This is a genomic window from Cupriavidus taiwanensis (assembly GCF_900249755.1).
Taxonomy (GTDB): Bacteria; Pseudomonadota; Gammaproteobacteria; order Burkholderiales; family Burkholderiaceae; genus Cupriavidus; species Cupriavidus taiwanensis_D.
The window spans coordinates 2,377,261-2,401,522 of the sequence record NZ_LT976853.1 but is presented as its reverse complement, the minus strand read 5'-3'; the positions used below and the strand labels follow the sequence as shown (position 1 = coordinate 2,401,522).

Annotated in this window: 22 protein-coding genes and 2 tRNA genes; 18 read left to right on the top strand and 6 right to left on the bottom strand. The window is 66.4% G+C overall.

Annotated features, from left to right (window positions below; translation table 11 throughout):
* Positions 1-221 precede the first annotated feature (221 nt).
* Together greA and CBM2594_RS10950 are read left to right on the top strand one after the other, a co-directional pair.
* Complete coding sequence (gene greA, locus CBM2594_RS10955) at positions 222-698, top strand: transcription elongation factor GreA (protein ID WP_092309418.1); 477 nt, start codon at positions 222-224, stop codon at positions 696-698.
* Positions 699-752: 54 nt separating this feature from the next.
* Complete coding sequence (locus CBM2594_RS10950; protein ID WP_116356838.1) at positions 753-1,256, top strand: DUF4149 domain-containing protein; 504 nt, start codon at positions 753-755, stop codon at positions 1,254-1,256.
* Between the two features lie 82 nt (positions 1,257-1,338).
* On the opposite strand, the gene CBM2594_RS10945 is transcribed toward CBM2594_RS10950, so the two are convergent.
* Positions 1,339-1,842: a YhbY family RNA-binding protein gene (locus CBM2594_RS10945; RefSeq protein ID WP_111517611.1), complete on the bottom strand. Its 504-nt coding sequence runs from the start codon at positions 1,840-1,842 to the stop codon at positions 1,339-1,341.
* Between the two features lie 261 nt (positions 1,843-2,103).
* Here CBM2594_RS10945 and CBM2594_RS10940 point away from each other — a divergent pair, with 261 nt between their 5' ends.
* From CBM2594_RS10940 to phoR, 11 genes are all read left to right on the top strand, one after another.
* Positions 2,104-2,769, top strand: a complete 666-nt coding sequence (locus CBM2594_RS10940) for an RlmE family RNA methyltransferase (RefSeq protein WP_116356837.1) — start codon at positions 2,104-2,106, stop codon at positions 2,767-2,769.
* A 157-nt stretch (positions 2,770-2,926) separates the two neighbouring features.
* Positions 2,927-4,810 (top strand): ATP-dependent zinc metalloprotease FtsH, encoded by a 1,884-nt coding sequence (gene ftsH, locus CBM2594_RS10935; protein ID WP_078196995.1) that lies wholly within the window; start codon positions 2,927-2,929, stop codon positions 4,808-4,810.
* Between the two features lie 203 nt (positions 4,811-5,013).
* A complete protein-coding gene (folP, locus tag CBM2594_RS10930; protein WP_232346637.1) occupies positions 5,014-5,805 on the top strand; it encodes a dihydropteroate synthase in 792 nt (263 codons plus the stop codon).
* Positions 5,806-5,867: 62 nt separating this feature from the next.
* Positions 5,868-7,211 (top strand): phosphoglucosamine mutase, encoded by a 1,344-nt coding sequence (gene glmM / locus CBM2594_RS10925; RefSeq protein ID WP_116356835.1) that lies wholly within the window; start codon positions 5,868-5,870, stop codon positions 7,209-7,211.
* A 231-nt stretch (positions 7,212-7,442) separates the two neighbouring features.
* Positions 7,443-8,474 (top strand): phosphate ABC transporter substrate-binding protein PstS, encoded by a 1,032-nt coding sequence (pstS, locus tag CBM2594_RS10920; RefSeq protein WP_116312756.1) that lies wholly within the window; start codon positions 7,443-7,445, stop codon positions 8,472-8,474.
* 116 nt (positions 8,475-8,590) lie between these two features.
* The gene (pstC, locus tag CBM2594_RS10915) at positions 8,591-9,559 is read left to right on the top strand and encodes a phosphate ABC transporter permease PstC (protein WP_011615657.1); all 969 of its coding nucleotides are present in this window, start codon (positions 8,591-8,593) and stop codon (positions 9,557-9,559) included.
* Positions 9,556-10,455 (top strand): phosphate ABC transporter permease PstA, encoded by a 900-nt coding sequence (gene pstA / locus CBM2594_RS10910; protein ID WP_116356834.1) that lies wholly within the window; start codon positions 9,556-9,558, stop codon positions 10,453-10,455. Before pstC ends, pstA begins: the two co-directional genes overlap by 4 nt.
* 52 nt (positions 10,456-10,507) lie before the next feature.
* Positions 10,508-11,296, top strand: coding sequence for a phosphate ABC transporter ATP-binding protein PstB (gene pstB, locus CBM2594_RS10905; RefSeq protein WP_010814309.1), 789 nt, complete (start codon positions 10,508-10,510; stop codon positions 11,294-11,296).
* Between the two features lie 47 nt (positions 11,297-11,343).
* Complete coding sequence (phoU, locus tag CBM2594_RS10900; protein WP_116356833.1) at positions 11,344-12,048, top strand: phosphate signaling complex protein PhoU; 705 nt, start codon at positions 11,344-11,346, stop codon at positions 12,046-12,048.
* A 28-nt stretch (positions 12,049-12,076) separates the two neighbouring features.
* Positions 12,077-12,784 carry a phosphate regulon transcriptional regulator PhoB gene (gene phoB / locus CBM2594_RS10895; RefSeq protein WP_022535813.1) on the top strand — a complete coding sequence of 236 codons (708 nt, stop codon included), beginning with the start codon at positions 12,077-12,079 and terminating at the stop codon, positions 12,782-12,784.
* A 112-nt stretch (positions 12,785-12,896) separates the two neighbouring features.
* On the top strand, positions 12,897-14,288 hold the full coding sequence (gene phoR / locus CBM2594_RS10890; RefSeq protein WP_116356832.1) for a phosphate regulon sensor histidine kinase PhoR: 1,392 nt from the start codon (positions 12,897-12,899) through the stop codon (positions 14,286-14,288).
* 56 nt (positions 14,289-14,344) lie between these two features.
* On the opposite strand, the gene ppk1 is transcribed toward phoR, so the two are convergent.
* Complete coding sequence (gene ppk1 / locus CBM2594_RS10885; protein WP_116356831.1) at positions 14,345-16,471, bottom strand: polyphosphate kinase 1; 2,127 nt, start codon at positions 16,469-16,471, stop codon at positions 14,345-14,347.
* A gap of 154 nt (positions 16,472-16,625) precedes the next feature.
* Between ppk1 and ppx the strand changes: the two genes are divergently transcribed.
* Positions 16,626-18,158, top strand: a complete 1,533-nt coding sequence (gene ppx / locus CBM2594_RS10880; RefSeq protein ID WP_116356830.1) for an exopolyphosphatase — start codon at positions 16,626-16,628, stop codon at positions 18,156-18,158.
* 70 nt (positions 18,159-18,228) lie between these two features.
* Here the strand turns inward: ppx and CBM2594_RS10875 are convergent, their stop codons facing one another.
* The 3 genes from CBM2594_RS10875 to infA all read right to left on the bottom strand — a co-directional run bounded on the left by CBM2594_RS10875 (position 18,229) and on the right by infA (position 20,227).
* Positions 18,229-19,068 carry a GNAT family N-acetyltransferase gene (locus CBM2594_RS10875; RefSeq protein ID WP_116356829.1) on the bottom strand — a complete coding sequence of 280 codons (840 nt, stop codon included), beginning with the start codon at positions 19,066-19,068 and terminating at the stop codon, positions 18,229-18,231.
* A gap of 257 nt (positions 19,069-19,325) precedes the next feature.
* Positions 19,326-19,802, bottom strand: coding sequence for a SixA phosphatase family protein (locus tag CBM2594_RS10870; RefSeq protein WP_116356828.1), 477 nt, complete (start codon positions 19,800-19,802; stop codon positions 19,326-19,328).
* Between the two features lie 203 nt (positions 19,803-20,005).
* The gene (gene infA, locus CBM2594_RS10865) at positions 20,006-20,227 is read right to left on the bottom strand and encodes a translation initiation factor IF-1 (RefSeq protein WP_008641674.1); all 222 of its coding nucleotides are present in this window, start codon (positions 20,225-20,227) and stop codon (positions 20,006-20,008) included.
* Between the two features lie 599 nt (positions 20,228-20,826).
* Here infA and CBM2594_RS10860 point away from each other — a divergent pair.
* Together CBM2594_RS10860 and CBM2594_RS10855 are read left to right on the top strand one after the other, a co-directional pair.
* On the top strand, positions 20,827-21,348 hold the full coding sequence (locus tag CBM2594_RS10860) for a hypothetical protein (protein WP_116356827.1): 522 nt from the start codon (positions 20,827-20,829) through the stop codon (positions 21,346-21,348).
* Between the two features lie 114 nt (positions 21,349-21,462).
* Complete coding sequence (locus tag CBM2594_RS10855; RefSeq protein ID WP_116356826.1) at positions 21,463-22,206, top strand: DNA polymerase III subunit epsilon; 744 nt, start codon at positions 21,463-21,465, stop codon at positions 22,204-22,206.
* A gap of 147 nt (positions 22,207-22,353) precedes the next feature.
* On the opposite strand, the gene CBM2594_RS10850 is transcribed toward CBM2594_RS10855, so the two are convergent.
* Positions 22,354-22,430 (bottom strand) — tRNA-Pro (locus CBM2594_RS10850).
* A gap of 412 nt (positions 22,431-22,842) precedes the next feature.
* Here CBM2594_RS10850 and CBM2594_RS10845 point away from each other — a divergent pair.
* Positions 22,843-24,108, top strand: coding sequence for a GGDEF domain-containing protein (locus tag CBM2594_RS10845; protein ID WP_116356825.1), 1,266 nt, complete (start codon positions 22,843-22,845; stop codon positions 24,106-24,108).
* A gap of 51 nt (positions 24,109-24,159) precedes the next feature.
* Positions 24,160-24,236 (top strand) — tRNA-Arg (locus CBM2594_RS10840).
* Positions 24,237-24,262: the final 26 nt, after the last annotated feature.

The following is a 24,262-nucleotide window of genomic DNA, read 5'->3' as shown; positions in this document are numbered from 1 at the left end:
TTGCAAAAGGGGCCGCCCGCATGGCGGCGGCCCCGCCCGGGAAGCCCGCCGGAGTTGCTGCCGGCGGGCTTCCTGGCCTAAACTACGTCAAATTCGTCGATCGAACCGGCGTGCCCGCGTTCGATCCTGTTGAAAGCCGCGGTTGAGCGGAAGTGCCCTGGCGGGGTTTGCCGGGGATGGCTCCAGCTCCGCTGCGGCTCATTTTTTTGTTGAACGAAGACATGAGCACCATTCCGATTACCAAGCGTGGCGCAGAGCTCCTGAAGGAGGAGCTGCAGCGCCTGAAGGCTGTCGAGCGTCCGGCGGTGATCAATGCCATCTCGGAAGCGCGCGCCCAGGGCGACCTGTCTGAAAACGCCGAGTACGACGCCGCCAAGGAAAAGCAGGCCTTTATCGAAGGCCGCATCCTGGAAGTGGAGGCCAAGCTGTCGGCGGCACAGATCATCGACCCGACCCAGCTCGATACCGATGGCCGCATCGTCTTTGGCGCGACCGTCGACCTCGAGGACCTGGAGTCCGGCAGTCCGGTCAGCTACCAGATCGTCGGCGATGACGAGGCCGACCTCGACGCCGGCAAGATCTCGGTCAGCTCGCCGATTGCGCGCGCGCTGATCGGCAAGTTCGAAGGCGACGTCGCCACCGTGCTGGCCCCGGGTGGCGAGCGCGAGTACGAAGTCATTACCGTTCGCTACATCTGATGCCGGCCCGGCCGGCGGGCGAGCGCCTGCGCCGGCCACCGGAAAGGCCGGCTTGTGTTCTCCAGTTCCTATAACAACCTGCCGCCGCTGCCGCACCGCATCTTCCTGCTGCTGACGGTGGTGTGGGCGGGCAGCCTGTGGACCGTCGGCTACATGGTGGCGCCGACGCTGTTTTCGGTGCTGCCCAGCCGCGAGATGGCGGGCATGATCGCCGGGCACCTGTTCCATACCGAAGCCATTGTCGGCGTGACCATCGGCGTGCTGCAGCTGGTGCTGTGCAACGTGATGATCCGGCGCGGGGCCCATCGCTACCGCGGCCTGCGCTGGCTGGTGCTGGGCATGCTGTGCTGCGTGCTGCTCGGTTACTTCGGTACCCAGCCGTTCATGGGCAGCCTGAAGGAAAAGGCGCTGGCACTGGGGGTGGGGGTGTCGGAATCGCCGTACAAGGCGCAGTTCGGCATGCTGCACGGCGTTTCCAGCGCCTTCTACCTGCTGCAAAGCCTGCTGGCGCTGGTGCTGGTATGGCGCGCCTCGGCGCCGCGTTCGGCCGGGGAGTGAGGCCGGTCGCCGGCACGGCCGTGGAGGCGGCGTGCCGGCAGCGGGGCGCCTGGCGGTGCCCGCGGGTCCTGCCCGGGCGTTCTCAGCCCAGGGACTTCTTCTTCTGGCTGGTCGGGCGCGCGCGCGCGCGCTTCACGTTGCCGCCGGCGGTGACGCGCTCGTTGCCGAGCACGGTAACTTCCTTGCGGGTCGGGCGGCGGTTCGGCGCGGCGCTGGGCTTCTTCACCGTCACCGTGCGCGGGGCGGCGCCGCCGCGGCGGGCGGGCGTGTGCCGGCCGAGGTCTTCGGCCTGGTTTTCCTTCAGGCGGGCTTCGCCCGGACGCCAGACCACCAGCAGCTTGCCGATATGCTGGATCGGCGCGGCGCTGAGCTGGTCGCAGATTTCTTCGTAGATGGCGATGCGTGCTTCGCGGTCGTCGCCGAACACGCGGATCTTGATCAGGTCGTGGGCAGCCAGGCTGCGGTCGATTTCGGCCAGCACGGCGCGGGTCAGGCCTTCGGCGCCGACCATCACGACCGGGTTCAGGGCATGGGCGCGGGAGCGCAGGTCAGAGCGCTGGGCAGGGACTAGTTGTAGAGCGGGCATAGGTTGGCGCTGAATAAGGCGCTTTAAATAGTGATAGAGCGCTGGGCGCTGGTAATCGGGCGCTGCAGCCCTGGCCGGTCGTGACGCGGCGGGCGGAAAGCAGGCTGCCGGCGGCCGCCGGGGCGGCAAGCCGGTATGCGGATTGGCGCGTATTATCCGTCAATCCGGCACTGTCGGGCAGCAAAATCATCAAAACAGTAGAAAACCTTCGCTGCCGGCACCGGCCGGCGGGCGCGGGCAGGGAACAGGCTGGTATCTGGCATGGCAAAGAACAAGTTCAACCATTCGTGGCTGCACGACCACATCAACGATCCGTACGTGAAAATGGCGCAGCGCGAGGGCTATCGCGCCCGCGCGGCGTACAAGCTGAAGGAGATCGACGAGCAGGACAAGCTGATCCGCCCGGGCCAGGTCATCGTCGACCTGGGCGCGGCGCCCGGCAGCTGGAGCCAGTACGCCCGCAACAAGCTGGCGGATTCGCCGCGGGCAAAGGATGGCAGGATCGACGGCGCGGTCGTGGCGATCGACCTGCTGCCCATGGAGCCCGTCGCAGACGTCACTTTCATCCAGGGCGACTTCCGTGAGGAAGCGGTGTTCCGGGAACTCGAAAGTGTGGTGCTGGACGCCTCCGGCGGCAGCAAGATCGACCTTGTATTGTCCGACATGGCCCCCAACTTGTCGGGTGTGGCCTCCGCCGATGCTGCCCGGATCGAGTACCTGTGCGACCTGGCGCTGGAATTCGCGCAGGCCCACCTGAAGCCGGAGGGAGCATTGCTGGTAAAGTGTTTCCACGGGAGCGGCTACAGCCAGATCGTGGAAAAGTTCAAACGGCAGTTCAAAGTGGTCGCGAAGCGCAAGCCCAAGGCGTCGCGCGACAAGTCTTCCGAAACCTTTATCCTTGGGCGTTACCTCAAGGCAGTGGATTGACCGGTCTCGATACAAGCCAGGGTGGAATAAGAAAAGTAGAGGGAAATACCCTCGCCCGGTGCTATCGGCATCATAGTTTCTCTGTTTCCCCTCGAGGGCGGGGGCTGCATTACAATGCAGCTATCCGTTGGCAAGGCAATTGCAAAGGAGTTCGGCCTTGAATAACAACCTGTTTCAAAAGGCGGCAATCTGGCTCGTGATCGCGCTGGTGCTGTTTACCGTCTTCAAGCAGTTCGACAAGCCCCGTGCGCAGGACAGCGTCACCTATTCGCAGTTCATGGATGACGCCAAGAACGGCAAGGTGTCGCGTGTCGACGTGCAGGGCCGCAACCTGGTGGTCTCGCCTAAGGAAGGCGCCAAGTACACCATCATCTCGCCGGGCGACATCTGGATGGTCGGCGACCTGATGAAGTATGGCGTGCAGGTGACCGGCAAGGCGGATGACGAACCCAACGTGCTGGTCCAGGCCCTGTATTACCTCGGGCCGACCCTGCTGATCATCGTGTTCTGGTTCTACATGATGCGTCAGATGCAGGGCGGCGGGAAAGGCGGCGCATTCTCATTCGGCAAGTCGCGTGCGCGCCTGATCGACGAGAACCAGAACGCCGTCACGTTCCAGGACGTGGCCGGTTGCGACGAGTCCAAGGAAGAAGTGGTCGAGCTGGTCGACTTCCTGAAGGACCCGCAGAAATTCCAGAAGCTGGGCGGCCGCATCCCGCGCGGCGTGCTGCTGGTCGGCCCTCCGGGTACCGGCAAGACGCTGCTGGCGCGTGCCATCGCCGGCGAGGCCAAGGTGCCGTTCTTCAGCATCTCCGGTTCGGACTTCGTTGAAATGTTCGTCGGCGTGGGCGCGGCCCGCGTGCGCGACATGTTCGAGAACGCCAAGAAGCAGGCCCCCTGCATCGTGTTCATCGATGAAATCGACGCAGTCGGCCGCCATCGCGGCGCCGGCATGGGCGGCGGCAACGACGAGCGCGAGCAGACCCTGAACCAGATGCTGGTCGAGATGGACGGCTTCGAGGCCAACTCGGGCGTGATCGTGATCGCCGCGACCAACCGTGCCGACGTGCTGGACAAGGCGCTGCTGCGTCCGGGCCGTTTCGACCGCCAGGTCTACGTGGGCCTGCCGGACATCCGCGGCCGCGAGCAGATCCTGAAGGTCCATATGCGCAAGGTGCCGATCGGCAACGATGTCGACGCCTCGATCATCGCGCGCGGCACCCCGGGCTTCTCGGGCGCGGACCTGGCCAACCTGGTCAACGAAGCTGCACTGTTTGCCGCCCGCCGGAGCAAGCGCGTGGTCGACATGCAGGATTTCGAGGACGCCAAGGACAAGATCTACATGGGTCCGGAGCGCAAGTCGACGGTGATGCGCGAAGAAGAGCGCCGCGCCACGGCTTACCACGAGTCCGGCCATGCGGTGGTGGCCAAGCTGCTGCCCAAGGCCGACCCGGTCCACAAGGTCACCATCATGCCGCGTGGCTGGGCGCTGGGCGTGACCTGGCAGCTGCCGGAGCATGACAAGTATTCGAAGTACAAGGACAGCATGCTGGAAGAGGTCGCCATCCTGTTCGGCGGCCGCGCGGCGGAAGAGGTCTTCCTCAACGCCATGAGCACCGGCGCTTCCAACGACTTCGAGCGCGCCACCAAGATCGCGCGCGACATGGTGACCCGCTTCGGCATGAGCGATTCGCTGGGCGCGATGGTCTACGTCGATACCGAGCAGGACGGCATGTTCGGCAAGCTGTCGTCGAAGACCGTGTCGGAAGCCACGCAGCAGAAGGTCGACGCCGAGATCCGCCGCATCATCGACGAGCAGTATGCGCTGGCCAAGCGCCTGCTCGAAGAGAACCGCGACAAGGTCGAGGCCATGACCAATGCGCTGATGGAATGGGAAACCATCGACGCCGACCAGGTCAACGACATCATGGCCGGCAAGCCGCCGCGTCCGCCGCGCAGCGCGTCGGGCCCGAACGGTGGCGGCAGCACGCCTTCGGGCGGCTCGCCGGTGGCGCCGACCAACGCGCCCGCGACGGCCTGATCCGGCGCTCGTCCCGCGACGACGCTGTAGCGATGGCTGTGTAGCCCCTCCCCGAAGCCGGTGCCTGGCGCACCGGCTTTTCTTTTTCTGCGCGGCGAATCCGCGCGCCTTGCCGAAGCCTTCCTACCTTGCAGCAGACGACTCAGACCCGGCACTTCCAGTGCGGCCGTTTCCGTTTTGCCCTGGACCAGCGTCCGCTGGTGATGGGCATCCTCAACGTCACGCCTGATTCCTTTTCCGACGGCGGCCAGCACGCCAGCCGCGAAGCGGCGCTGCGCCATGCCGAGCAGATGATGGCCGAGGGCGTCGACATCATCGATATCGGCGGCGAATCGAGCCGGCCCGGTTCGGCGGCGCTGCCGCTGGACGACGAACTGGCGCGCGTGATCCCCGTGGTCGAGGCGCTGCGCGACTGCGGCAAGCCATTGTCGATCGACACCTACAAGCCCGAGGTCATGCGCGCCGCGCTTGCGGCCGGAGCCGATCTCATCAACGATATCTGGGGCCTGCGCATGCCTGGCGCGGTGGAAGCGGTGGCGGGCGGGCAGGCGGGCCTGTGCGTGATGCACATGCAGCGCGATCCGCAAACCATGCAGGAAGACCCGCATTACGACGATGTGGTTGCCGAAGTCGCGCAGTTCCTGGCCGAACGCGTCGCCGTGCTGCGAGCCGCCGGGATCGCCGGCGACCGCATCTGCCTCGATCCGGGATTTGGCTTCGGCAAGACACCGGATCATAATTTGCGCCTGCTCGGGCAATTGCCGAGGCTGGCGATGGACGGCCTGCCGATGCTGGCGGGTATCTCGCGCAAATCCACGCTGGGCGCCATCCTGGGCGGCCGGCCGCCGCAGCAGCGCATCGCCGCCAGCATCGCCGCGGCGGTCTGTGCGGTGGAGCGCGGCGCGTTTATCGTGCGGGTGCATGATGTGCAGCAGACCGTCGACGCCGTGAAGACCTGGTGGGCCGTGCGCAACGAATCCGTCAGCGCCGGCTGAGCCGGGCCCGGTGCCGGTCAGCGCCACGAAGACAGAACACAGAAGAGAAAGGGAAACAACGAATGACACGCAAGTATTTCGGGACCGATGGCGTGCGGGGCAAGGTCGGCGAGGCGCCGATCACGCCGGACTTCGTCATGCGCCTGGGCCACGCCGCGGGCAAGGTGCTGGCGCACGGGGCCAGGACCGGGCAGGGCAAGCCCACCGTGCTGATCGGCAAGGACACGCGCATTTCGGGCTATATGCTCGAAGCCGCGCTGGAAGCCGGTTTCACCTCGGCGGGGGTGCATGTGCTGCTGACCGGGCCGCTGCCGACCCCCGGCATCGCCTACCTGACGCGGGCGCTGCGGCTGTCCGCCGGCGTGGTGATCTCGGCCAGCCACAACCCTTACTACGACAACGGTATCAAGTTCTTCTCGGCCAGTGGCGACAAGCTGCCCGACGCGGTCGAGGCGGCGATCGAAGCGGCCCTCGACGAGCCCATGGTGTGCGCTCCCTCCGACGACCTCGGGCGCGCCCGCCGCATCGACGATGCCGCCGGCCGCTATATCGAATTCTGCAAGAGCACCTTCCCCTACGAGCAGGACCTGCATGGCCTGAAGCTGGTGGTCGACTGCGCCCATGGCGCGGCCTATCACATCGCGCCGCCGGTGTTCCATGAGCTCGGCGCCGACGTGGTTGCCATCGGCAACCAGCCCAACGGCCGCAATATCAACGCCGGCTACGGCGCCACCGCGCCGGAAAAACTGGTCGAGGCGGTCAGGGCCAACGGCGCCGACCTCGGCCTGGCCTTCGATGGCGACGCCGACCGGCTGCAGGTGGTCGACGCGGATGGCCGGCTCTACAACGGCGACGAACTGCTGTACCTGATCGTGCGGGACCGCCAGGCTGCAGGGCAGGCGGTACCCGGCGCCGTCGGCACGCTGATGACCAACATGGCGGTGGAACTGGCGCTCAAGCGCGAGGGCGTCGACTTCGTGCGCGCCAAGGTGGGCGACCGCTATGTGCTGGAGGAACTGAACAAGCGCAAGTGGACACTGGGTGGCGAGGGCTCCGGCCACCTGTTGTGCCTGGACCGCCACAGCACCGGCGACGGCATCGTGTCGGCGCTTCAGGTGCTGGGCGCGCTGCGCCGCAGCGGCAAGACGCTGGCGCAGCTGCTCGATGGCGTGAAGCTGTTCCCGCAGACGCTGATCAATGTGCGCGTGCAGAAGGGGTTCGACTGGCAGACCCATGCCGGCCTGCAGGCGGCGCGTGCGGCGGTGGAACCGGAGCTGGAAGGCCGCGGCCGGGTGCTGATCCGCGCCTCGGGCACCGAACCCGTGGTGCGCGTGATGGTCGAGGCGGAGCAGGCCGACATGGCCGAGCGCGCAGCTAGGAAGCTGGCGGATGCGTTGAGTGCCTGATCCCTCCCATGCAGTGAAGAAACGCCGGGTTCGTCCCGGCGTTTTTTTATCGTCTTACGCAATTAACCGCCGTCATATTGGCCGCGCAGCCAGACGCCCGCATGCCGGCGAGGCGTTGCTGCAGGCCAGTTTCGAGAAGATTTGAAGATGTCACGGAATTGTCATACAGGGAGCATACAGTTCGTCTTGTCAAAAATTTGTCATTCCCAACCAATGTTCTCTGGAGGACATATGAAGCTGGTCAAGACTGCCGTGGCAGGCATCGTGTCGATGGTGGTGGCGGGTACTGCGTTCGCGGCGGAAATTACCGGTGCAGGCGCTTCCTTCCCGGCGCCCGTGTATTCCAAGTGGGCCGACGCATATAACAAGGCAACGGGCAACAAGGTCAACTATCAATCGATCGGCTCGTCGGGCGGCATCAAGCAGATTGGCGCCAAGACGGTCGACTTCGGCGCTTCGGACGCGCCGCTGAAGGACGAGGACCTGAACAAGCAGGGCCTGGTCCAGTTCCCGACCGTGATCGGCGGCGTGGTGCCGGTGATCAACCTGCAGGGCGTGAAGCCGGGCGAGCTGACCATCACCGGCGAGCTGCTGGCCAACATCTACCTGGGCAAGATCAAGAAGTGGGACGATCCCGCGATCAAGGCGCTGAACCCGCAAGCCAAGCTGCCGAGCCAGGACATCCTGCCGGTGCGCCGGGCCGATGGCTCGGGCACCACCTTCATCTTCACCAACTACCTGTCCAAGGTCAGCGCTGACTGGAAGGGCACGGTGGGCGAGGGCACCACGGTCAACTGGCCGGGCGGCGGCACCGGCGGCAAGGGCAACGAGGGCGTGGCCGCCTTCGTGCAGCGCCTGAACGGCGCCATCGGCTATGTCGAGTACGCCTACGCCAAGCAGAACAAGATGACCCACGTGAACATGAAGAACGCGTCGGGTGCCGTGGTCAAGCCGGGTGACGACGCCTTCAAGGCCGCCGCCGCCGGCGCGGACTGGAGCAAGAGCTACTATCAGATCCTGACCAACCAGCCGGGCAAGGATGCCTGGCCGATCGCCGGCGCCACCTTCATCCTGGTCCACAAGAACCAGGAAAAGCCGGCGCAGGGCACCGAAGTGCTGAAGTTCTTCGATTGGGCCTACAAGAGCGGCGCCGGCATGGCGGCCGACCTGGACTACGTGCCGCTGCCGGAAAACGTGGTCAACCAGATCCGCTCGACCTGGAAGACCAGCGTCAAGGACGCCTCGGGCAAGGCGCTGTACTGATCCTGACGGCATCGCCGGCCGCGCGAGCGCGGCGGCGGTGGCCGGGCAGCCCCAAACCGGCCCGGCCACCGCGCTCCCGCCCAGGCGGCAGCGGCGATCCACCCTGAATTCCCGATATGGCGACTACCCCCTCCGAGATCCGCAACGTCCAGCCCCCCAGCCGCATGGGCGACATCCTGTTCGGCGGCCTGACCCGGGGCGCCGCGATCGTGACGCTGCTGCTGCTGGGCGGCATCATCGTTTCGCTCGCGATCAGCGCCTGGCCGTCGATCCAGACCTTCGGCGCGCGCTTCCTGTGGACCGCGGAGTGGGATCCTCCCGCCGATGTCTATGGTGCGCTGGTGCCCATCTACGGCACCATCGTGACCTCGCTGATCGCGCTGATCATCGCGGTGCCGGTCAGCTTCGGCATTGCGCTGTTCCTGACCGAGCTGTCGCCGGCGTGGCTGCGCCGCCCGCTCGGCACCGCCATCGAACTGCTCGCCGCGGTGCCGTCTATCGTCTACGGCATGTGGGGCCTGCTCGTGTTCGCGCCGATCTTCGGCGAGTATTTCCAGAAGCCCCTGGCCGCCACGGTGGGCCAGCTGCCGGTGGTCGGCAAGCTGTTCCAGGGCGCGCCGCTGGGCATCGGCCTGCTGTGCGCGGGCGTGATCCTGGCGATCATGATCATCCCGTATATCGCCTCGGTGATGCGCGACGTGTTCGAAGTCACCCCGGTGCTGCTCAAGGAATCCGCCTACGGCGTGGGCTGCACCACCTGGGAAGTGATGTGGAACGTGGTGCTGCCCTATACCCGCGCCGGCGTGATCGGCGGCGTGATGCTGGGCCTGGGCCGCGCGCTGGGCGAGACCATGGCCGTCACCTTCGTGATCGGCAACACCAACCTGCTGGACAGCGCCTCGCTGTTCTCGCCGGGCAACAGCATCACCTCGGCGCTCGCCAACGAGTTCGCCGAAGCCGGCGCCGGCCTGCACACGGCCGCGCTGATGGAGCTGGGCCTGATCCTGTTCTTCATTACCTTCGTGGTGCTGGCGCTGTCCAAGCTGTTGCTGCTGCGACTGGCCAAGAATGAGGGAACCAAATGAGCGCGAGCCAAGCCGTGTCTACCGTATCGATCCCGGCGGTCCGTCCTGACGCGGATGCCATCCGCACCCGCTTGCAGGCGCGCCGCCGCCGCACCAACCTGTACGCGCTGACCGCCTCGCTGGTGGCCATGGCCTTCGGCCTGTTCTGGCTGGCGTGGATCCTGTGGACCACCGTCACGCTGGGCGTCGGCGGGCTGTCGCTGGACCTGTTCACGCAGATGACGCCGGCCCCCAACACCGCCGGCGGCGGCCTGGCCAACGCCATCTTCGGCAGCTTCGTGATGGTCGGCATGGCCACGCTGTTCGGTACGCCGCTGGGCATCCTGGCGGGCATCTACCTGGCCGAGTACGGCAAGAGCTCGCCGCTGGCCAGCTTTATCCGCTTTATCAACGACATCCTGCTGTCGGCGCCGTCGATCGTGATCGGCCTGTTCGTCTACGCGCTGGTGGTGACCCGCATGGGCCACTTCTCGGGCTGGGCCGGCATCTGCGCGCTGGCGCTGCTGCAGGTGCCGATCGTGGTGCGCACCACCGAGAACATGCTGAACCTGGTGCCCAACGCGCTGCGCGAGGCCGCCTTCGCGCTGGGCACGCCCAAGTGGAAGATGGTGCTGTCGATCACGGTGAAGTCACCGTACGCGGGAATTGTGACCGGCGTATTGCTGGCCGTGGCCCGTATCGCCGGCGAAACCGCGCCGCTGCTGTTCACCGCGCTGTCCAACCAGTTCTGGACCAGCGACCTGAACAAGCCGATGGCCAACCTGCCGGTGACGATCTTCCGCTTCGCCATGAGCCCGTTCACCGAATGGCAGCAGCTGGCCTGGGCGGGCGTGTTCCTGATTACGATCGGCGTGCTGGCACTCAATATCCTGGCGCGCATCCTGTTCAAGAAATAAGCGGCGCGCCCGGCATCCGGACCCGCCCCAAGACTGCAAGCGAGAAAACGCAATGACCTCCACCGTCATCGACATTCCCGATTCGGTGCGCGCCAAGATCGACGTGCGCAACCTGAACTTCTACTACGGCCAGTTCCATGCGCTGAAGGACATCAACATGTCGATCCCGGACCGCAAGGTCACGGCCTTTATCGGCCCGTCGGGATGCGGCAAGTCGACGCTGCTGCGTACCTTCAACAAGATGTACGCGCTCTATCCCGAGCAGCGCGCCGAGGGCGAGATCAACATGGACGGCGACAACCTGCTGACCGCGCGCCAGGACATCGCGCTGCTGCGCGCCAAGGTCGGCATGGTGTTCCAGAAGCCGACGCCGTTCCCGATGTCGATCTACGACAACATCGCCTTCGGCGTGCGCCTGTTCGAGAAGCTCTCGCGCTCGGAAATGGACGACCGCGTGGAATGGGCGCTGACCAAGGCGGCGCTGTGGAACGAGGCCAAGGACAAGCTGCACCAGTCCGGCTACGGCCTGTCCGGCGGCCAGCAGCAGCGCCTGTGCATCGCGCGCGGCATCGCGATCCGCCCCGAGGTGCTGCTGCTGGACGAGCCGTGCTCGGCGCTCGACCCGATTTCCACCGGCCGCATCGAAGAGCTGATCGCGGAGCTGAAGGACGAGTACACCGTGGTGATCGTCACGCACAACATGCAGCAGGCGGCGCGCTGCTCGGACTACACCGCCTACATGTATCTGGGCGAACTGATCGAGTTCGGCGAGACCGAGAAGATCTTCATCAAGCCGCACCGCAAGGAAACGGAAGACTACATTACCGGCCGGTTCGGCTGACGGGCAGGGCAGGGACTAGCATATCCATAAGCGGCCAGGAGAATCCCATGACTGACAAGCACCTGTCGACCCAGTTCGACGCAGACCTCAACGCCATCAACACCAAGCTGCTGCAGATGGGCGGGCTGGTGGAGTCGCAGATCGAGCTGGCCATGCGCGCGCTGACCGACTTCGACACCGAGACCGCCGACCAGGTCATCGCCCGGGAGATCGAGCTCAACGCGCTGGAAGTCGAGATCGATGCCGATTGCGGCAACATCATCGCCCGGCGCCAGCCGACCGCGCGCGACCTGCGCCTGGTGATGGCGATCTCCAAGACCATCACCAACCTCGAGCGCGCCGGCGACGAGGCCGAGAAGATCGCCAAGCGCACCAAGCACATCATGGAAGACGCGTCGGCGCACAGCATTAACTACGCCGAGGTCAAGCTCTCGGGCGAGATGGCGATCTCGCTGCTGCGCCAGGCGCTGGACGCGTTCGCCCGGCTGGACACCGTCGCGGCGGCGCGCATCGTCAAGGAAGACAAGGCCATCGACGAGGAATTCCGCGGCTTCGTGCGCAAGCTGATCACCTACATGATGGAAGACCCGCGCACGATTTCGGTCGCGCTGGATTTCCTGTTCATCGCCAAGGCGGTGGAGCGCATTGGCGATCACGCCAAGAACATCGCGGAATTTATCATTTACATTGTCAAGGGGACGGACGTCCGCCATGTCTCGCGCGAGGACATGGAGCGCGAAGCGCTGAGCTGAGTACAGCCGCCCACGGAGAACCATACACATGCCAAGCAGTATTCTCGTTGTCGAAGACGAACCGGCGATCGCCGAGCTGATCGCCGTGAACCTGCAGCACGCGGGGCATTATCCGATCCGGGCCTATAACGCCGAGCAGGCGCTGTCGCTGATGAGCGATGTGCTGCCCGACCTGGTGCTGCTCGACTGGATGCTCCCGGGCAAGTCGGGCGCGAACTTCGCCAAGGAGTTGCGCGCCAACGACCGCACCCGCCAGATTCCCATCATCATGCTGACCGCCCGCGGCGAGGAGCAGGACAAGGTGATGGGGCTGGAAGCCGGTGCCGACGACTACGTCACCAAGCCGTTCTCGCCCAAGGAGCTGCTGGCGCGGATCAAGGCGGTGCTGCGCCGCCGCGCGCCGCAGCTGACCGACGACGTGGTCGCGATCAACGGCCTGCGGCTGGACCCTGCCACGCACCGCGTCACCGGCCAGGACGACAGCGGCCCGATCAAGCTGGACCTGGGCCCGACCGAGTTCCGCCTGCTGCACTTCCTGATGACGCACCCCGAGCGCGTGCACAGCCGGTCGCAATTGCTCGACCAGGTCTGGGGCGACCATGTCTTTGTCGAGGAGCGCACCGTCGACGTCCATATCAAGCGCCTGCGCGCCGCGCTCACGCCCGGCGGGTACAGCAACATGATCGAAACCGTGCGCGGCAGCGGCTACCGGCTGGCGCGCACCCCTGGCGCCTGAGCCGCCGCACGGGTCTCAAGCCGCTGGCAGGGCGCGGCGAAATCGTGGCACACTCCGTCGCAACCCTGCAGCCAGCCGTTTCCGTGGCTGGCTGCAAGCCTGAACCCTGCGCATGAATGTCATCTGGGCCCGTTCCGCGGCCATCCTGATCAGCCTGCTGGTGCTGTCCGCCGGCGTCTACCTGGCCGCCGGCCCGGTGCCGGCGCTGGCGCTGGCCTGCGTGTCGCTGCTCGGGCTGCTGTTCTACTACTTGTACCAGATCAACCGGCTGTGGAAGGTGCTCGACGCACCCGTCTACGGCGAGATTCCCAGCGCGCTCGGCCTGTGGGGCGAGGTGTATTACCGCCTGCACCGGCTGGTCAAGCGCTGGCGCACCCAGGTGCTGCAGGTGGAGCAGCAGCACACCCGCTTTATCCAGGCGATCCAGGCGTCGCCCAACGGCGTGCTGATGCTCGATGACGCCGACCAGATCGAGTGGTGCAACGACGTCGCCGAACAGCATTTCGGCCTGAACGCGCGGCGCGACGTGCGCCAGCGCATTACCCACCTGATCCGCCGGCCCGAGTTCGTCCACTACCTGACGCGGCAGCAGTTCGACGACCCGCTGGTGATGCGCGACATGGGCGAGCACAAGCACAGCGTGATAGCGGTGCAGATCCTGCCCTACGGCGACAACCGCAAGCTGGTGATCACGCAGGACATCACCAAGCTGGAAAACACCGAGGCGATGCGGCGCGACTTCGTCGCCAATGTCTCGCACGAGCTCAAGACCCCGCTGACGGTGATGACCGGCTTCCTCGAGACCGTGCGCGACCTGCCGGTGTCCGAGGAAGACCGGCGCCGCTATATCGACATGATGCTGGCGCAGTCGGTGCGCATGCAGAGCATCGTCGAAGACCTGCTGGCGCTGGCCAAGCTGGAAAGCGACGCGCAGCCGCCGGGCCATGACGTGGTGCCGGTCCGCGCCATGGTGGCGCACCTGATGCACGACGCCGAGGCGCTGTCGCAGGGCCGCCACGAGGTCGCGGCCGAGATCGATCCTACCGTGGGCATGCGCGGCGCCGAGACCGAGCTGATGTCGGCGCTGGGCAACCTGGTGTCGAACGCGGTGCGCTACACGCCCGAGGGTGGCCGCATCACCATGCGGCTGGCCTGGGAAGACGGGCACGCGGTATTCTCTGTGGCCGATACGGGCCTGGGCATCGCGCCCGAGCATATTCCCCGGCTGACCGAGCGCTTCTACCGCGTCGACCGCAGCCGCTCGCGCGACACCGGCGGTACCGGGCTGGGCCTGGCCATCGTCAAGCACGTGCTGTCGCGCCACCATGCGGAACTGCGCATCACCAGCGAAGAGGGCCGGGGCAGCGTGTTCCGCGTGGTGTTCCCGCTGGAGCGCAGCCTGCGTTCCGCCGCCGAAAGTGCCGACCGCGCCGACAGCGCGGCGCCAGGCGTCGGCCCGACGGTAGCGCCGCAGGCGCCGGACAGTTCGCGGCGCGCAGCCTGATCAGCGCACAAAGAAAAACCCGCCGCGGCGGGTTTTTTGTTGCCAGCGTCGCAGGCTCAGGGCGTGCCGCCGAACATCACCAGCAGGTCGTTCTGGCTGACATGCGGATGTTTGGAGCGCGTCTGCTTGCGCACGTAATTGCCGTCCGACTGCATGATCCACGCTGACGCATTGTCGCGCAGGTGGACCTGCAGGCTTTCGCGGATGACGCGCGCCTTGAGCGCCTTGTCCAGTATCGGGAACGCGACCTCCACGCGGCGGAACAGGTTGCGGTCCATCCAGTCGGCGCTGGAGAGGTAGAGCACTTCTTCGCCGGCGGCGTGGAAGTAATAGACGCGGTGATGCTCGAGGAAGCGCCCGATGATCGAGCGTACCGAGATGTTCTCGGACATGCCCGGCACGCCCGGCATCAGCGCGCACACGCCGCGCACGATCAGGTCGATCTTCACGCCGGCGCGCGAGGCCTTGTACAGTTCGTCGATGATCGAAGGTTCCAGCAGCGCGTTCATCTTGGCGATGATGCGCGCCGGCTTGCCCGCGCGCGCGTTGCGGGCCTCGGCGCGGATATGGTCGACCAGGTTGCTCTGCATGGTGAACGGCGACTGCCACAGGTGGTTCAGCCGGATCGTGCCGGCGGTGCCGGTCAGCAGCTGGAACACATGGTGCACGTCTTCGCAGATGGCCTCGTCGGCGGTCAGCAGCCCAAAGTCCGTGTACAGCCGGGCCGTGCGCGGGTGGTAGTTGCCGGTGCCCAGGTGGGCGTAGCGGCGCAGCTTGACCTGCTTGGCCTTCGGCCCGGTGGGCTCGCGCCGCACGATCAGCAGCATCTTGGCGTGGCACTTGTGCCCGACCACGCCGTAGATCACGTGCGCGCCGGCGGACTCGAGCCGCTCGGCCCAGTTGATATTGGTCTCTTCGTCGAAGCGCGCCAGCAGTTCCACCACCACCGTCACTTCCTTGCCATTGCGCGCGGCGGTCATCAGCGCTTCCATCACCAGCGATTCGTTGCCGGTGCGGTAGACCGTCTGCTTGATCGCCACCACGTTGGGATCGGCCGCGGCCAGCTGCAGCAGGTCGAGCACGGAGCTGAAGCTCTCGTACGGATGGTGCAGCAGCACATCCTGCTGGCGCATCACGTCGAACATCGATGCGCCGCCGGCAAAGGCCTTGACCGGGGCCGGCACGTAGGGCGGGAACTTGAGCGCGGGCCGGTCGACCATGTCGGGAATCTGCATCAGCCGCACCAGGTTCACCGGGCCGGAAACGCGGTACAGGTCCTTTTCGGCAAGCCCCGATTCCAGCAACAGCCGGCGCGCCAGCGGGACCGGCGTATCCGACGAAATCTCCAGCCGCACCGTGTCGCCGAAATGGCGCGCGGGCAGTTCGCCCTGCAGCGCTTCGCGCAGGTCGGTGATGTCGTCTTCCGAGACGAACAGGTCCGAGTTGCGCGTGACGCGGAACTGGTAGCAGCCATGCACGGCGATGGCGGGGAACAGCTCGTATACGAACCCCTGCATGAACGACGACAGCATGACAAAGCCGTACGGATAGCCCGACAGCTTCTCCGGCATCTTCACCACGCGCGGCAGCGCGCGCGGCGCCTGCACGATGGCAAGATCGGCATCGCGCCCGAAGGCGTCCTTGCCCGACAGTTCCACCACGAAGTTCAGACTCTTGTTGAGCACGCGCGGGAACGGGTGCGCGGGGTCCAGTGCGATCGGGGTCAGCACCGGCGCCAGTTCGCGCTGGAAGAACTGGCGCGCCCATTCACGCTGGGCCTCGGTCCAGGTGGTGGTCAGGTGGAAAAAGACCCCTTCTTTTTCAAGTAGTGGAAAAATGGTGTTCTGCAGCATGTCATACTGCGAGGCCACAAGCCGTTGTGTGCGCTCGGTGACAAGCTGGTAGGTCTGCTGGAAGGAAAGACCATCCGGCGTCAGGCCCGAGGCATTGTCGCGCATCTGTTCCTTCAGGCCCGCCATGCGGATTTCAAAGAACTCGTCCAGGTTGCTGGACACGATGCAGATGAACTTCAGCCGTTCCAGCAGCGGGACTTTCGGGTCGGCGGCTTGCGCCAGCACGCGGGCATTGAATTCCAGGATGCCCAGTTCGCGATTGAGCAGCGTACTGGACGGAGTCGTCGACATGGTCATGACCTTCTTTTGGTAATGTGGCGACTTTTTCATAGAATCGTGTCACTTTCATGACAGTTTGATTTTGTCATGATGCGGACATGACGACGACATAATTTTCCCGGGCCCGAATGCCGGCAGGCCAGGCCACCAGCGTGTCCCTGCCGTGCTTCGCAACGCCAACGCGAACCTGCCCTCCAAGCACACGATGAACAACACTCCACGCCTGCTGGCCGCCGTCGACATGGGCTCGAACAGCTTCCGCCTGATGATCGGGCGGGTGGACGAAACCCCGACGGCCAACGGCCCGGCCAGCCAGATCTTTCAGGTGGACGCGCTGCGCGAGCCGGTGCGGCTGGCGGCCGGGCTGACGCCCGATAAATACCTGGACCAGCCCGCGCGCCGGCGCGGCATCGATGCGCTGCGGCGCTTCGGCGACCGCCTGCGCGAGTTCGCGCCGGGCCAGGTGCGCGCGGTGGCCACCAACACGCTGCGCGTGGCCAAGAACGCCTCTGAATTCCTGATCGAGGCCGAGAGCGCACTGGGCTTCCCGATCGAAGTGATCGCCGGGCGCGAGGAGGCGCGGCTGATCTACCTGGGCGCCTCGCACGATGCGCCGGCCTGCCAGGGCAACCGCCTGGTGGTCGATATCGGCGGCGGCTCGACCGAGTTCATCATCGGCAACGGCTACCAGTCCAGGCTGATGGAAAGCCTGTATATCGGTTGCGTGTCGCACAGCCGCCAGTTCTTCCCCAGCGGCAATGTCGACGAATACGCGATGAAGCAGGCCGAACTGGCGGCGCGCCGCGAGATCCAGGTGCTGGTGCGCCAGTACCGCGCCGCGGGCTGGGAACAGGCGGTGGGCTCGTCGGGCACCGCGCGCGCGCTGGCCGAGCTGATCGAGCTCAACGGCATGAACGACAGCAATGCCGAGCACGGCATCACGCGCGAAGGACTGGAGCGCCTGAAGCGTGCGCTGATCAAGGCGGAGAACACCAACCGCGTCAAGCTGACCGGGCTCAAGCCGGACCGCATCCCGGTGCTCCCGGGCGGCCTGTCGATCATGCTGGGCGTGTTCGCCGAACTCGATATCGAGCGCATGGACGTGACCGACGGCGCGCTGCGGCTGGGCGTGCTGTACGACCTGCTCGGACGCAGCCACCATGAGGACATGCGCACGGTCACGGTGGACCAGTTCATGCGCCGCTACGGCGTCGACCGCGCCCAGGCCAGCCGCGTGCGCCGCACCGCGCAGACGCTGCTGTCACAGTTCCCGGATCCGGCCAATGAACGGCGCGAGGACAATCTGGCGCTGCTGGGCTGGGCGGCCAGCCTGCATGAGATCGGCATGTCGATTTCGCACAGCGGCTATCACAAGCATTCCGCCTACATTGCCACGCATGCCGACATGCCGGGCTTTTCGAAGACCGACCAGGCGCGGCTGGCGACGCTGTTGCTGGGCCATGCGGGCAAGCTGGGCAAGCTGTCGGGCAGTGGCAAGTTCGTCGACTGGCGCATGCTGTTCAGCCTGCGGCTGGCCTTCGTGCTGTGCCGGCGCCGCTCGGATGTCGCGCTGCCGGACATTCGCGTGACGCAACTGGCCGAGGCGCTGGACGAAGGCTTTACCGTGCGCCTGCCGAAGGCGTGGATCGACGCCAATCCGCTGATCGAATACAGCCTGGTGCAGGAAGCCGACGAATGGCAGCGCATCGGCAAGCGCTACAAGGTGGTCTACGACTGAGCGCGGCCGGCCGCCGATGGGCGGCTGCGACCGGAAGGGCGGTGGCGGGGCGCCGCTCAGGTGGTGTTGTTCATGCGGCGTTGTTCAGGCCCAGGAAGTGGCGGGCGTAGCGCGGGTTCATGTCGTTCACGCGCAGCAGCGTGAGGAAGTCCGCCACGTTGAAATCCGGGTCCCAGGCCGGCTGGCCGCAGATCTTCGCGCCCAGGCGCAGGTAGCCCTTGATCAGCGCGGGCGGCTCGACCGCCAGTTGCTGGTTCAGGTCTTCCACCGGCAACGGCAGGCGCGGGAACGCATGGTACTCGATGGGGGCCAGCGAACGCTCGGTGAACAGCCGGTGCAGGCTGGCCGCGTAGTGGCCGCCGTCGCTCATCGGCACGCTGGCGCAGCCCAGCATGGACTCGATGCCCCAGCGCTGCAGGTATTCGCCCAGCCCGCCCCACAACGCCATGATCACGCTGCCGGAGCGGTAGTCGCGGTGCACGCACGAGCGGCCCAGTTCCAGCATCTTCGGGCGCAGGTGCGACAGCCGCACCAGATCGAATTCCGACTCGGCGTACAGGCAGCCCAGGCGCTTGGCCTGGTGCGGCGGCAGCACGCGGTAGGTGCCGACCACGCGCAGCGTGGCCATGTCTCGCACGATCAGGTGGTCGCAGTAGGCATCGAACATGTCGATGTCGAGTTCGGGCACCGAAGACGTCAGGCGCGCGCCCATTTCCTCGGCAAAGACCTTGTAGCGCAGGCGCTGGGCCTCGACTACTTCATCCTGGTGGCGCGCCCACGCCACGCTGAGAACAGGCGACTCATGTGCCGGTGTATCCGATGGGCGATGAAGACGCCTCCGCGCCGTCTGGCCGAGGCCATTGGGCAGGGAGTCGAAGAGCGGCTGGGTAGGCGTCGGCAGATCTCGCATCAGTATGTCCTTTTGGTGACGAAACTGTTGCGATGCAATGTAGTGAGGGCCGGTGACAGTGCCGTGACCCGGCGATGACGGTTGCGTGACGGCGGTGGCAGGGTTGGTCAATGGAATCTCCGGGACAGTTGCAAGTGGCGCGGGAAAGGGCGCCAATGCACTCTAGGGATGGGAGATTCCGCCTGCCATGAGGCAATTCTGATTTTTGCCGAAGCCGGCCCATGCCGGCCGGGCGGAGCGGGGGCTTGAGGACAGGCTCAGAGAAATTCGGGATTGATAACCGCGCGCAGCACCGTCTGGGCCTCGCTCTCGCGGGTGCGGCCGGTCAGCCACCAGACGCCGCCCTTGCGCACGCTCCAGTCCATTTCGGTGCCCGCCAGCAGCAGGCTGGCGACGCGGCCGATCCACGGCTGGTGGCCGACTACCACCACATGCTCGGCGCGTTCCGGCCACTCGACGGCGGCGAGCACGGCGCTGACGTCGGCGCCCGGCGCCAGCGCATCCAGGATTTCCGGCTCGCCGCTCAGCGCAGCCGCGGTTTCTCGCGCGCGCACGGCGGGACTGCACAGCACGCGGGTATCGGCGGGCAGATGGGCGCGCAGCCACCTGGCCGAGGCCTCGGCCTGCTTGCGGCCGCGGCGCGTCAGCGGGCGCTGCAGGTCGGCGGTACGGCTAAGGCTGAGCGCGTCGGGAAGGTCTTCGGCTTCGGCGTGGCGCCACAGGATCAGGTTCATGTCGGACGGGCAATGAGTTCGCTTCGAGTATGGTGAAGCGGCCCGACCGGCGCAAGCGCTGCGCCAACAAAAGCGGGCTGCCGGTCAGGGCAGCCCGCAAGTGTCTCCGGGCGCGGTGTCAGCGGCGAGACAGCGCGTCGGCGCAACACGGCAGCGGCGCGGACGGCAACGTACGCGCGTTGCCATCGGCGCCGTGGGGAAACTCAGGACTTGTGGCGGAAGTTGATGCGGCCCTTGGTCAGGTCGTAGGGCGACATTTCCAGGGTCACGCGGTCGCCGGCCAGGATGCGGATGCGGTGCTTCTGCATCTTGCCCGAAGCGTATGCCCAGATTTCAACGCCGTTTTCCAGCGTGACTCGATAGCGGTTGTCAGGCAGGGCTTCCGACACCACGCCGCCAAATTCAATGAGTTCTTCCTTAGCCAATCTGTCTTCCTTTTCGGCAGCCCGCGAAGGCTGCATGGTTGCGTTATCAAAAATTCCTGTTCGGTTCGCCCGTGGCGGCGCGAAACCGCGGCACATCGTGCCGATGCGGCCAACCGCGCCTCGGGTGGTTCGGGAGCGGGCTCGCGCGCGTTGCGACGCGTGGCGCCTGCATGACCGGTCCAGTCAGCGGTGTCAGCGGTTTTGCCCTGCGGGCGCGGATTGCTTGGGCGATAACCTGGTCGCTGACAGCCGGAGAGGCCGTGTGCTTCGCGGAGCAGGCGGGCAGGTGTACCCGGTGGTTCGCCAGTTCGGTGTCGTCGCGGATGGACCGCGCCGGCGGCTGCTGTTCGCTCGCAAGAGCGCGCTGGTGAGAACGCCCGGTTACAGGGAGGCTCGGACACCCCGGGGGCTACTGCGACATTGTATCACGTACGCAGATGCAGCATTGCCGGTGCGTCGCTTGCGCCCGGCCTGCGCGCAGCGCAATAAAAGGGGCGAGAAATCCACAAATCGGCTCGCGGCCCGCTTGGTATTTGGGCCATATGGACTAGAACTAACGCGTACGGCCGTGCCCGGCCGGATCTCGCAAGGAGACTGCCATGGAACTCCATCTGGAATCGCACCGCTATGTCCGCTGCCGTCCTGACTGGCGCGCCGCGGTGCTGGCGGGGCTGATTGCCGGCGCGGTCTACATGGTGCTGGAGCTGCTGACCGCGCGCTTTCTGCTGTACCAGGGCGCCTGGGGTACCGTGAAGATGGTCGCCGCCATCATTCTGGGCCGCGAGGCGCTGTCGGCGGATGCCTTCAACTGGACCATCGTGCTGGCCGCGGGGACGGTGCATTTCGGCTTGTCGATCATCCTGGCGGCGGTGCTGGCGCTGATCCTGTCGTCGTTCCGGCTCGATACCAGCCTGGGGCTGGCCTCGGTGGTCGGCATCGTGTTCGGCGTGGTGGTCTACCTGGTCAACTTCTATGTGTTCGGGCGCTATATGAACTGGTTCGATGAAGCCCGCGGCTGGGAGAGCCTGTTCGCGCACGCGCTGTTCGGGCTGGTCGCGGCCGATGTGTACTGCAACCTGCAGCGGCGGCGCAGCGCCGCGGCGGACCGGCCGCCCGCCTGAACCGTTTAGCCCATCTGGTTGATATGACGATTAACGCGCTCGCACTACGCTAGAGGCAAACAACCATAGCGGCTGGCGCCTGGCTCGCCTGCGCACAGCCACACCGGAGTGCCCATGCGGGTCGCAATCGTCAGTACCGAAACCACCGGGCTCACGCCAGCGGATGAGCCCGTCAGCATCGGCTTGCTGCTGGTCGAAGTGTCGCCGCGCGCCGGCGGCCTGCTGCGCGAAGTGGCGGAGTACTACGGTTCGCAGGAACCCACCGTGCCGATCAGCGCGGCAGCCACCGATACCCACGGGCTGACTGCCGACATGCTGCGCGGGCGCCGCTTCGATATCGGTGCCATCCGCGCCATCGTCGACGATGCCGACGTGCTGGTGGCCCACGGCGCCGCCTTCAACGCCAGGATGCTGGAGAAGGTGCTGCCCGGCATCCAGGGCAGGCGCTGGCGCTGTTCGGTGCGGCAGGTGCGCTGGTCCCAGTATTTCCACGCCGCCAACCACAAGCTCGATACGCTGTGCGAGCACCTGCATATCTTCCGTCCCCGGCCGCAGGTTGCGCTGGACGATTGCCTGGCGCTGTCCAAGCTGCTGTTCCGGCCGATAGGCGCCACCCAGCAGGCGACACCGATGGGCTTCCTGCTGGCCGAAGCCGATTTTGCGATGAGCGCGGCACCGCATAGCGCCAGCGTGCCGGCACCTCCTCCCGCAGCGCCGGCGCCGCAGGAGGCTGCATCGTCCTGGATGCCGCAGGTCGAAGCCAGCCAGCATGGCCCCGGCCGGGGCCTGGTCATGGCGGCCGTGATCCTGATGTTGTTCGCCGGCGCGGTGATCTGGCCGGACCTGTTCCCGTGGTGAGCCACGGCCACCGGCTGTCATCCAGGCCGTATGGTGGACATGTCAAGCGCTGAATGATGCATGGCATGGCCGCTTTGTGAGCCCAGCCCGACAAAAGAAAAACGGCCCGGATCTTGCGATCCAGGCCGTTGTTTCCACTACTGTTTCTGGTCGGAGCGATAGGATTCGAACCTACGACCCTCTGATCCCAAATCAGATGCGCTACCAGGCTGCGCTACGCTCCGAAGCCGGCCATTGTAGCCGCGTGGACGCACCACGGTCAATCTGCGTCGATGCGGAGTGGTTCTGGGCGTGCCGGCCAGCCGCGATGCTCCCCCTTCTGGCGGGGGCGCTTTGTCTTGACTTGGGTTTGCGCGCTGCGATAATCCGCACACCGCTCCAGTCCGACCGGCGTGCTGTTGGGAACGCCCGGTTTTGCGTATTTCCTTCCGGACTGACCTGATCACCATAACAAGAACGGCGCTCTCCACCCTGGATGAGCGGCTCGGTCTGCCCGCGCTTGCCGACTGGCTGCGCTGGCGGCCTGAAACAGGAGGCGCGGCATTCGATAACAACGGTCCGGCACAGGATCGGCAAAGAAGCAGGGAAGAGCGGTGGCATGCGGAGCGCCGCTCGTTGCCTTGGACGGGAATAAAGATGTTTCAGTCGCACGTGGTTGTGCTCATCGCAGGGCTGTTTGCCTTGCAGATGGCGGTGGTTTGCGTGGTGTTGCGCCGGTCGTCGGGCATGGAGCGCAGCGGCCTGACATCCTGGGCGCTGGGCAGCGTGCTGGCGGCTGTTGCCGCGGCGCTGGCGGCGGTGCAGGCATTGCGGCCGATGTGGCTGGTGCCGGAGTCGACCGACCTGGCGCTGCTCGCAGCACTCTCGGTGATGGCGGTGGGTGCCCGGCACTTCGCGCAACGGCCGGGCCGTGCCACGAGCCTGCTGGGGCTGAACCTCGCGGCCGCGGCAGCGGTGGCGTGGGGCGACCTGGCGCCGCGCTACCTGGCCGCCGCTGTGGCGCTGCCCGATCTGGCGCCGGTGCTGAGCGCCTGCCATATCGTGCTGCTGCTGGACCTCGCCCGCAGCGTGGTGCCGGCGCTGCCGGCCACGCGCGGCACCGGCCGGCTGGCGGCATGGTCGCTGGCGGCGATCGTGATCGCCGCCGCGGCCATCAATGCCTGGACCGTGTTGCGGCCGCTGGCGGCGCTGGCGCAGGGCGGCACCTGGCCGCGGCCCATGCCGTGGGATGGCGAGCTGGCCATGTTCAACGTCTTTGCCCTGGTCGGCGTATCGGTCAGCTTTGCGCTGATGGCGCACGACCGGCTGCGCCGCATGCTGGAGCGGCGCGCCCGGCACGACGACCTGACCGATGTGCTGCTGCGCGGCGCCTTCTGGGAGGAACTGGAGGCCGCCTGCCTGCAGGCCGAGCGGCAGCGCAAGCCGATGACGGTCGCGTTTGTCGATCTCGACCACTTCAAGGCCATCAACGATGTCTATGGCCACCTGGCCGGCGACAGCGTATTACGGCACTTTGCCGGCCTGCTGCGCAAGACCCTCGGCCACGGGGAGCTGGCGGGGCGCCTGGGCGGGGAGGAATTCGCCATCGTGATGCCGGATACCGCGCTGGAGCCCGGGCGGCTCGCGTGCCTGCGGCTGGCCACGGCGGTGCGCGCCACGCCGTGCCCGTCCGAGCCCGATCCGATCGCCTATACCGTCAGCATCGGCGTGGCGGCGCGGCAGCCCGGCGAGAGCGCCGATGCGCTGATGCGCCGCGCCGATCGCGCCCTGTATGACGCCAAGCTGAAGGGACGCAACTGCGTGGCGCTGCACCCCGCGGGCGGCGATGCCGCGGAGCCGGCTGCCGACACCGTCGGCGCCGCCCGCTACGTCACGCGCGGCGAGCCGCGCGCGGCATCCTGACTCGCATGGCTTGTCACCGCGGCCGGGCGCTGCGGTAGAATGCACGCCTTCGCGTCCTTAGCTCAGTTGGATAGAGCACTCGCCTTCTAAGCGAGCGGTCAGAGGTTCGAATCCTCTAGGACGCGCCAGCCCCCCGGGGCCCATCCCATCGATC

What these genes read in the sequence shown, in the direction of transcription:
- pstB (WP_010814309.1), top strand. Translation starts at nt 10,508, where the DNA reads ATGACCTCCACCGTCATCGACATTCCCGATTCGGTGCGCGCCAAGATC.
- pstS (WP_116312756.1), top strand. Translation starts at nt 7,443, where the DNA reads ATGAAGCTGGTCAAGACTGCCGTGGCAGGCATCGTGTCGATGGTGGTG.
- greA (WP_092309418.1), top strand. Translation starts at nt 222, where the DNA reads ATGAGCACCATTCCGATTACCAAGCGTGGCGCAGAGCTCCTGAAGGAG.
- CBM2594_RS10855 (WP_116356826.1), top strand. Translation starts at nt 21,463, where the DNA reads ATGCGGGTCGCAATCGTCAGTACCGAAACCACCGGGCTCACGCCAGCG.
- phoR (WP_116356832.1), top strand. Translation starts at nt 12,897, where the DNA reads ATGAATGTCATCTGGGCCCGTTCCGCGGCCATCCTGATCAGCCTGCTG.
- glmM (WP_116356835.1), top strand. Translation starts at nt 5,868, where the DNA reads ATGACACGCAAGTATTTCGGGACCGATGGCGTGCGGGGCAAGGTCGGC.
- CBM2594_RS10870 (WP_116356828.1), bottom strand. Translation starts at nt 19,802, where the DNA reads ATGAACCTGATCCTGTGGCGCCACGCCGAAGCCGAAGACCTTCCCGAC.
- pstC (WP_011615657.1), top strand. Translation starts at nt 8,591, where the DNA reads ATGGCGACTACCCCCTCCGAGATCCGCAACGTCCAGCCCCCCAGCCGC.
- ppx (WP_116356830.1), top strand. Translation starts at nt 16,626, where the DNA reads ATGAACAACACTCCACGCCTGCTGGCCGCCGTCGACATGGGCTCGAAC.
- folP (WP_232346637.1), top strand. Translation starts at nt 5,014, where the DNA reads ATGGGCATCCTCAACGTCACGCCTGATTCCTTTTCCGACGGCGGCCAG.
- ppk1 (WP_116356831.1), bottom strand. Translation starts at nt 16,471, where the DNA reads ATGAAAAAGTCGCCACATTACCAAAAGAAGGTCATGACCATGTCGACG.
- phoU (WP_116356833.1), top strand. Translation starts at nt 11,344, where the DNA reads ATGACTGACAAGCACCTGTCGACCCAGTTCGACGCAGACCTCAACGCC.
- pstA (WP_116356834.1), top strand. Translation starts at nt 9,556, where the DNA reads ATGAGCGCGAGCCAAGCCGTGTCTACCGTATCGATCCCGGCGGTCCGT.
- CBM2594_RS10875 (WP_116356829.1), bottom strand. Translation starts at nt 19,068, where the DNA reads ATGCGAGATCTGCCGACGCCTACCCAGCCGCTCTTCGACTCCCTGCCC.
- CBM2594_RS10860 (WP_116356827.1), top strand. Translation starts at nt 20,827, where the DNA reads ATGGAACTCCATCTGGAATCGCACCGCTATGTCCGCTGCCGTCCTGAC.
- CBM2594_RS10945 (WP_111517611.1), bottom strand. Translation starts at nt 1,842, where the DNA reads ATGCCCGCTCTACAACTAGTCCCTGCCCAGCGCTCTGACCTGCGCTCC.
- CBM2594_RS10845 (WP_116356825.1), top strand. Translation starts at nt 22,843, where the DNA reads ATGTTTCAGTCGCACGTGGTTGTGCTCATCGCAGGGCTGTTTGCCTTG.
- phoB (WP_022535813.1), top strand. Translation starts at nt 12,077, where the DNA reads ATGCCAAGCAGTATTCTCGTTGTCGAAGACGAACCGGCGATCGCCGAG.
- CBM2594_RS10940 (WP_116356837.1), top strand. Translation starts at nt 2,104, where the DNA reads ATGGCAAAGAACAAGTTCAACCATTCGTGGCTGCACGACCACATCAAC.